The sequence below is a fragment of the Blastococcus sp. CT_GayMR20 genome (assembly GCF_004570345.1).
Genome location: NZ_SPQM01000177.1, coordinates 1 through 8,080 on the forward strand (window position 1 = coordinate 1; position 8,080 = coordinate 8,080).

Annotated in this window: 7 protein-coding genes and 1 pseudogene; 2 read left to right on the forward strand and 6 right to left on the reverse strand. The window is 73.6% G+C overall.

The genetic code is table 11. The features are described 5' to 3' along the window. Window positions 1-739, forward strand: a 739-nt coding sequence (locus tag E4P40_RS24380) for a DUF881 domain-containing protein (RefSeq protein WP_135160952.1), incomplete at its 5' end; no start/stop codon positions are given. Here E4P40_RS24380 and E4P40_RS24385 read toward each other — a convergent pair. The 6 genes from E4P40_RS24385 to E4P40_RS24410 all read right to left on the reverse strand — a co-directional run bounded on the left by E4P40_RS24385 (window position 736) and on the right by E4P40_RS24410 (window position 6,898). Then, entirely contained in the window at window positions 736-1,557 is an 822-nt protein-coding gene (locus E4P40_RS24385) for a sulfurtransferase (protein ID WP_135160953.1), read from the reverse strand. The two genes, E4P40_RS24380 and E4P40_RS24385, sit on opposite strands and share 4 nt — an antisense overlap. Next, a complete protein-coding gene (locus E4P40_RS24390) occupies window positions 1,554-2,018 on the reverse strand; it encodes an SgcJ/EcaC family oxidoreductase (RefSeq protein WP_135160954.1) in 465 nt (154 codons plus the stop codon). The genes E4P40_RS24385 and E4P40_RS24390 overlap by 4 nt, the downstream gene beginning before the upstream one ends. 122 nt (window positions 2,019-2,140) lie before the next feature. Next, window positions 2,141-4,033, reverse strand: coding sequence for an ABC transporter ATP-binding protein (locus E4P40_RS24395; protein ID WP_245160560.1), 1,893 nt, complete (start codon window positions 4,031-4,033; stop codon window positions 2,141-2,143). 69 nt (window positions 4,034-4,102) lie between these two features. Further along, the gene (locus tag E4P40_RS24400; protein WP_135160956.1) at window positions 4,103-4,903 is read right to left on the reverse strand and encodes an enoyl-CoA hydratase/isomerase family protein; all 801 of its coding nucleotides are present in this window, start codon (window positions 4,901-4,903) and stop codon (window positions 4,103-4,105) included. Continuing rightward, window positions 4,900-5,130 (reverse strand): helix-turn-helix domain-containing protein, encoded by a 231-nt coding sequence (locus E4P40_RS24405; RefSeq protein ID WP_135160957.1) that lies wholly within the window; start codon window positions 5,128-5,130, stop codon window positions 4,900-4,902. Before E4P40_RS24405 ends, E4P40_RS24400 begins: the two co-directional genes overlap by 4 nt. Window positions 5,131-5,296: 166 nt before the next feature. After that, window positions 5,297-6,898: an ABC-F family ATP-binding cassette domain-containing protein gene (locus E4P40_RS24410; protein WP_135160958.1), complete on the reverse strand. Its 1,602-nt coding sequence runs from the start codon at window positions 6,896-6,898 to the stop codon at window positions 5,297-5,299. Window positions 6,899-7,029: 131 nt separating this feature from the next. Between E4P40_RS24410 and E4P40_RS24415 the strand changes: the two are divergent. Then, a pseudogene (locus E4P40_RS24415) lies at window positions 7,030-8,080 on the forward strand (hypothetical protein); the annotation flags it as partial.

Below are 8,080 nucleotides of genomic sequence, written 5' to 3' on the forward strand. Positions count from 1 at the left end.
AGCCGATACCGCCCCGGACGGACCTCCCGCCGAAGCCTCGACCTCGGGTGGAGCGTCAGCCGCGGGCACGTCCCGGCGGAGGCGCTGGGGGCCGGCGCTCGCCACGGGCGCGCTCGCGATCGCCCTGGGGTTCGGCCTGACCGTCCAGATCCGCAACTCCGGTGTGCCGACCGAACTCGTCGGCGCGCGGGAGGACGACCTGGTCCGCATCCTCGACGACCTCGACTCGCAGGAGGAGGAACTGCGCAAGCAGATCTCCGAGCGCCGGCAGTCGCTCGAGGAGCTCGGCAGCGGACAGCTGCAGTCCGGCCGCGCGCTGACCGAGGCGCAGGAGCGGGCCGAGGCGATCGCCGTCCTCAACGGGTCCGTCCCGGCCACGGGGCCCGGGGTGCGCGTGACCGTCCAGGACCCGGAGGGTGCGGTGACCGCCGGCATCCTGCTGGACGCCATCCAGGAGCTCCGCGGTGCCGGCGCGGAGGCGATCCAGGTCGACGACGTCCGCATCGTCGTATCGAGCTTCGTCGACGGGGAGCCGGGTGAGCTCGTCGTCGACGGCCGGCCGATCACCGCGCCGTACGACATCCGGGCCATCGGTCCCTCCGACGACCTCACCGTGGCGCTCAACGTCTCCGGCGGCGTCGTGGCCGACGTGGCCCGGTACGGCGGCTCGACCCGGGTGATGCAGTCCGAGCAGGTCGTCGTCGACGCGACCCGCTCGGCGACCGGCGACCAGGACTAGGAGCCGGTGGCCACCGGCCGACCCGAGTCGGCCGACCACTGCGACCAGGAGCCCGGCCACAGGGCGGCCTCGACGCCGGCGACGGCCAGGGCCGCCACCTCGTGGGCGGCCGTGACGCCGGAACCGCAGTAGACACCGATCGGCCTGCCCGGCTGGGCCCCGAGCGCCGCGAACCGCTCCGCCAGCTCGGTGGCCGGCCGGAAGGTCGCGTCGGCACGGAGGTTCTCCGTCGTCGGGGCGCTGACCGCGCCGGGGACGTGGCCTGCCCGCAGGTACACCGGCTCGACCTCACCGCGGTACCGCTCACCGGCCCGCGCGTCGAGGAGCACGCCGGACGCGGGCCAGGCGGCCGCCTCGTCGATCGACAGCACGGGCATCCCGCCGCCGGTGAGCAGGACGTCGCCGGGCTCGGGGACGACGTCGCCCGCCTCCACCTCGCCACCGACGCGCTGCCACGCGGCCAGTCCGCCGTCCAGCAGCCGGACGTCGGTCAGGCCACCCCAGCGCAGCAGCCACCAGGCCCGGGCGGCGGCCAGGCCGCCCGAGGCGTCGTAGACGACCACCGGGTCACCGCTGCTGATCCCCCACCGTCGGGCGGCGGCCTGCAGTCGCTGCACCGACGGCAGCGGGTGCCGTCCCGCGTCCGGGCTCGCCGGGCCGGCGAGCTCGGAAGGCAGGTCGACGTAGACGGCGCCCGGCAGGTGGCCCTCGAGGTAGCGCTCGCGGCCGCGCTCGTCGCCGAGCGCCCAGCGGACGTCCAGCAGAACGGGCCGGCGGGTGGCTCCCCGCAACTGGGCGGCGGAAGCGAGAACGGTCATTGGGGGGCGAGGAGCCCGCGCAGTTCCTGGGTCAGCGCCTCGCGGGCCTCCGGGTGCTGGTGCCAGCCGGCCGGCGTCGACTGGAACAGCGAGATGCGCCAGCGGCCACCCCCCTCGTCCACGGCGACCAGGGTGTGCACGGTGTGCAGGTCGGGATCGAAGTCGCTGCTGCCGGCCGGGATCATGCCGGCGTGCGCGAGCAGCACCGCCACCCCCTCCGCCATCGGGCGGACCGACCGCACGACGCCCACGTAGGCCGGGGTCTGGTGGCTGCCGAAGACCTGGCGCAGGTCGGCCGCGATCGACAGCCGCCCCCGGTGGTGGCTGCCGTCGAATCCGATGATGTCCCCGTCGTCGGCGAACCCGGCCGCCACCGCTGCCCCGCTGCGCCGGTTCCAGCCGTCGATGAACTGGTGGTAGAGCGCGCTGATCTGGGCGTCGTACGGGTGGGACTGGGTCACGTGCTCTCCTCGCTGGCGCTCGTCGGCACGTGCCGCCGGGTGCTGCGTCCATGGCGCGACCTCGCAAGCTCGGTCACGCGGGCTCTCCTCGTTCACTGCTGGGACGGGAGTGACGGTAGTGCTCAGGCGACCTCGACCGTTCGACGCTCGCCGTCGGCGAACTGGGTCCGGTACAGGTCGGCGTAGCGGCCCCCGAGTGCCAGCAACTCGGTGTGCGTGCCCGACTCCGCGATGCGACCGCCGTCGACCACCAGGATCTGGTCGGCGCTCCGGATCGTGGACAGCCGGTGCGCGATGACCAGCGACGTCCGGCCGGTCAGCGCGGCGTCGAGGGCGTGTTGCACCGCGACCTCCGACTCGCTGTCCAGGTGCGCCGTCGCCTCGTCGAGGATGACGATGCCGGGCGCCTTCAGCAGCACCCGTGCGATGGCCAGCCGCTGCTTCTCCCCGCCGGACATGCGGTAGCCACGGTCGCCGACGACCGTGTCCAGACCCTCCGGCAGCGAGCGCACGAGCGCGGCGATCCGCGCGCCCTCGAGTGCCGTCCAGAGCTCGTCCTCGCTGGCCTCCGGCCGGGCGTAGAGCAGGTTGGCGCGGATGGTGTCGTGGAAGAGGTGCGCGTCCTGGCTGACCACGCCGATGGAGTCGCGCAGCGACGAGAGCGTCGCCTTCCGCACGTCGAGCCCGCCGACCCGGACGGCGCCGTCGGTGACGTCGTACAGCCGCGGCACCAGGTTGGCGATGGTCGACTTCCCGGCGCCGGAGTGCCCCACCAGGGCGACGAGGTGGCCGGGCTCCACACGGAAGGAGACGCCGTGGAGGACGTCGACCGGCCCGCCGTGCTCCGGCAGCGACACCTCCTCCAGCGACGGCAGCGAGACGTCGGCGGCCGACGGGTAGCTGAAGGACACCGCGTCGAACTCGATCGACCGGTCGTCGGCCGGCACCGGGACGGCATCGGATGCCTCGTCGATCATCGGAGTGAGGTCGAGCACCTCGAAGACCCGGTCGAAGCTGACCATCGCGCTCATCACGTCGACGCGGACGTTGGCCAGCGCGGTCAGCGGCCCGTACAGCCGCGACAGCAGCAGCGCGAGCGCGACGACGTCACCGGGGCTGAGCGAGCCGGTGAACGCGAGCCAGCCGCCGAGCCCGTAGACCAGCGCCGTCGCCAGCGCCGCGACCAGGGTCAGCGCCGTGAAGAAGAACCGGCCGTACATCGCCGAGAGGACGCCGATGTCGCGGACCCGCGCGGCCCGTCCGCGGAAGGAGTCCGCCTCGGCGGAAGGGCGACCGAACAGCTTGACCAGCAGCGCCCCGGCCACGTTGAAGCGCTCGGTCATCGAGGCGTTCATGGAGGCGTTGAGCCCGTAGGACTCCCGGGTGATCTCCTGCAGCCGCTTGCCGATCCGGCGGGCGGGCAGGACGAACAGCGGCACGAGCACCAGGGACAGCAGGGTGATCTGCCACGACAGCGTGAGCATCACGCCGGCGGTGAGCACCAGACCGATGACGTTGGAGACGACACCGGACAGCGTCGAGGTGAACGCCTGCTGCGCGCCGATGACGTCGTTGTTCAGCCGGCTGACCAGCGCCCCGGTCTGGGTGCGCGTGAAGAAGGCGACCGGCATCCGCTGCACGTGCTCGAACACGCGGCTGCGCAGGTCGTAGATGACGCCCTCGCCGATCCGGGCGGAGTACCAGCGCGTGCCGAGGGAGATGGCGGCGTCCAGGACGGCCAGCCCGGCGATGAACAGGGCGATCCGGACGATGTCGCCTGCGGTTCCGTCGAGGCTCGCGATCCGGTTGACGATGTCGCCGGCCAGCAGCGGTGTGATCACGCCGATGAGCGAGGACCCGACCACGAGGGTGAGGAAGAAGGTCAGCTCGCGACGGTAGGGACGGGCGATCCCCAGGATCCGGCGCACCGTGCCCTTGGGCAGCTCCCGGCCCGTCACCGACGGGTCCCTCCGGAACGACCGCATCGCGGCCATGGAGGTCATGGGATTGCTCACGTCCAACACCGCCTCCTCCCAGTCACCCGGCCAACACCGTCGTCGACCGGGCTGTTCCGGAGGAGTGTCTCAGCGACCTCCGACGAGTTCCTGCAGCCGCAGCACCTGTGCGGCCCGCTCGGCGGCGTCCTGTGTCTCGTCGTCGTTGCGGACGGCCGAGCGCACCAGCGCGGCCGTCGCCCGGCTCGCGGCGACCGGTGGGGCGGTCACCGCCGCGGCGAGGTCGGCGGCGGTGGCGTCCAGCTGGTCCCGCGGGACGACGACGTTCGCCAGACCGATCGCCTGCGCCTCCGCCGCCTTCACCGCGCGACCGGTCAGGCAGATCTCCAGAGCCCGCGAGTAGCCGACGAGCTGGGTCAACGTGCTCGTGCCGGTCAGGTCGGGCACCAGGCCCAGGGTCGCCTCGGGCAGCCGCAGCTGCGCGTCGTCGGCGAGGACGCGCAGGTCGCAGGCCAGCGCGAGCTGCGCGCCGGCTCCGACGGCGTGGCCCTGCACCGCGGCTATCGAGACGATGCCGGGCGAACGGAGCCACCGGAACCCGGCCTGGTAGCCGCGGATGCGCTCCTGCGCCTCCGCCGCGTCGAGGCGGCCCAGGTCACCCAGCCCGCCCGTCGTCCCGGGCTCGGCGCTGAACAGGCTCCGGTCGAGCCCGGCGGAGAACGACCGGCCCTCGCCACGGACGACGACGACACGCACGTCGTCCCGCAGGGATGCGCCGACCGCGGCGAGCGCCGTCCAGGTGGCCGGCGTCTGCGCGTTCAGCTGGTCGGCCCGGTCGAGGGTGACCGTGAGGACGGCGCCGTCCTGCCGGGTGCGGACCCAGCCGGTGGCCTCGGAGGTTTCGGAGGTTTCGGAGGAGAAGACGCTCACGCCTTCTTACTATTCCGGTTGGCCCCACCGCGGCTGCGCAGTGTCGCCCCGGACTCCGAGAGCAGCCGGTGCACGAACCCGTAGGAGCGGTTCGTGGAGGTGGCCAGGGATCGGATGCTCTCACCGCCGTCGTAGCGCTTGCGCAGGTCGTCGGCCAGCGACGACCTGTCCCCGCCGGTGATGCGCTTGCCCTTGCCGAGATCCGCAGTGGTGCTCGAGTCGGCCATGACTCCCCTCCGTGTCAGCCGCCGGCCCATGCCGCACCGGGCTGAGTCGGCCGAGCCGGCCCGGTGTGGCAGTCCGTCTCACTGGGTGCCGCCGCCCCACTGACGCGGCATCCCGAGGACTCATGATCACCCACCCCCGCGCGTGCGGCGACACGAACGAGAACGGTCAGGCTAGGGAGACGAGGTCAGCGAAGTCCTCGCTCCAGGAGTCCTCCGTGCCGTCGGGCAGCAGGATCACCTTGTCGGGGCTGAGGGCGTGCACGGCACCCTCGTCGTGCGTCACGAGGACGATCGCGCCCTGGTAGGTGCGCAGCGCCTCGAGCACCTGCTCCCGGCTGGCCGGATCGAGGTTGTTCGTCGGCTCGTCCAGCAGCAGCACGTTGGCGCCGGAGACGACCAGGGTGGCCATGGCCAGCCGGGTCCGCTCGCCGCCGGAGAGCGTGCCGGCCCGCTGGTCCACCGTCTCGCCGGAGAAGAGGAACGCGCCGAGGATGCGCCGCAGCTCGGTGTCGGTGCTGTCGGGCGCCGCCGACCGCATCACCTCGAGCAGGGTGCGGTCCATGTCGATCGTCTCGTGCTCCTGCGCGTAGTACCCGACCCGCAGGCCGTGCCCCGGCTTGATCTCGCCGGTGTCCGGGAGCTCGGTGCCGGCCAGCATCCGGAGCAGCGTGGTCTTCCCCGCCCCGTTCAGACCGAGGACGACGACGCGCGTGCCCCGGTCCACCGCGAGGTCGATGTCGGTGAAGATCTCCAGGGACCCGTAGCTCTTCGACAGGCCCTCGGCCATGAGCGGGGTCCTGCCGCAGGGCACCGGCGTCGGGAACCGGAGCTTCGCCACCTTGTCCTGGACGCGGACGTCGGCGAGGCCCGCGGCCAACCGTTCGGCCCGCTTGTCCATGCTCTTGGCGGCCTTGGCCTTGGTGGCCTTGGCGCGCATCTTGTCGGCCTGGGCGTTCAGCGTGTCGATCTTCCGCTCGGTGTTCGCCCGCTCCTGCTTGCGGCGACGCTCGTCGGTCTCCCGCTGCTGCAGGTAGCGCTTCCAGCCGAGGTTGTAGACGTCCACCTCCGCGCGGTTGGCGTCGAGGTGCCAGACCCTGTTGACGACGGCCTCGAGCAGCTCCACGTCGTGGCTGACCACGATGAGCCCGCCGCGATGGCTCGTCAGGAACCCGCGCAGCCAGGTGATCGAGTCGGCGTCGAGGTGGTTGGTCGGCTCGTCGAGCAGCAGCGTCTCCGCGTCGGAGAACAGGATGCGGGCGAGCTCGACCCTGCGGCGCTGACCACCGGAGAGGGTGCGGAGCGGCTGCGCGAGCACGCGGTCGGGCAGGCCGAGGTTGGTGCAGATGCGGGCTGCGTCGCTCTCCGCGGCGTACCCGCCCATGGCGGCGAACTGGTCCTCCAGGCGGCCGTAGCGACGGACCGCCTTGTCGCGCTCGGCGTCGTCGGCCGGCTCGGCCATGGCGACCTGCGCCTTGACCAGCTGGTTGCGGAGGACGTCGAGGCCGCGGCCGGACAGCACGCGGTCGCTGGCGGTGATGTCGAGGTCACCGCTGCGGGGGTCCTGCGGCAGGTAGCCGATCTCGCCGGAGACCTCGACCTTCCCGGCATGCGGGACGCGCTCACCGGCGAGGGTGGTGAGCGTCGTGGTCTTGCCGGCGCCGTTGCGGCCCACGAGCCCGATCCGGTCGCCCGGCTGCACGCGGAGGGTGGCATCGCTGATGAGGATGCGGGCGCCGGCGCGGAGCTCGAGGCCGGTCGTCGTGATCACTGAGCCCAGGGTAGGCGCTCCCCGGGCATTCCCACCCCGAATCGGAGGGTGACATCGGCGGCATCACCCGGGAGGACGGCACGCTGGGGAGAACTGCCCCGTTCCGCTCGCCGGGGCGCCACTATGCGCACATGAACCCGTCCGGGAGCGTGTGGGGGCTGCCCTGCCCGGTCTGCGGCCGTCCGACCGGCGACATCGGCGCCGGACCGTGCCCGGCCTGCGGACTGCCGGGTGCCCAGCACGCCGCGGTCGTCGTGGCCCGGATCGGTTCGACGATGACGGACCTGGCCCGCGACCGCGAGGAGTTGCTCGCCACCCTCCGGGCATCGGCCCCCTGGTCGGCCCCGGTCCCCGCCGGCGCCCCGCCACGCCCGGCCGACGTCCCTCCGGCCTGGGCGCCACCTCCTGCCCCCGCTCCGGTCCTTTCCCCGCCGCCGGTCTCCCCACCGCCGGTGGCCGGCCCTCCTCCCCCGCCGTGGCGCCCGCCGTCCACCCGCCGGCGCATCAGCCCCCAGCAGGTGCTCCTCGGGCTCGGGGCCCTGCTCGTCGTGGCGGCCGCCATCACCTTCGTCGCGGTCGCCTGGACGCGGTTCGGTCTCGTCTTCCAGGCCGGCGTGATGCTCACGATCACGGCGCTGGCCTGCGGGGTGTCGGCATGGACCGCCCGCCGTGAGCTGCGGGCCACCGAGGAGGCCCTGGCCGCGGCGGGTGCCGCGCTGCTCATCGTGGACCTGGCGGCGGCCCGCGCACTCGGACTGTTCCGGATCGAGGAGATCCCGCTGCGGTGGTGGTGGGTGGTGTCCTGCGCCGTCGTCGTCGCCGCGGGCCTGCTCCTGGGCCGGCTCACCCGCAGCACGGCCACCTGGCCCCTGGTCGCGCTCCTGGCCGCCCAGCCCCTGCCGTTCCTCTGGCTCCCCGGCGACGTGCTCACCGGTCCGGCGGGTGTCGCCGCCGCGCTGGCCGTCTCCGCCGGGAACCTCGTCGCCGCCCGGTCCCTGCGTCGTGCGCTCGCCCCGGTCGCGCGCGTGCTGGCCGGGATCGCGGCGTCGGTCGGGACGCTCGGCGGCCTGGCGACCGCGGCCGGAGCCGACCCCGGGGACTCCTGGACGGCGACGGCGCTGCTCGCCGCCGCCGGCGCCGGAGCCGTCGTGGCATCGCGGCACTCGCGCGTTCCGGCCGGGC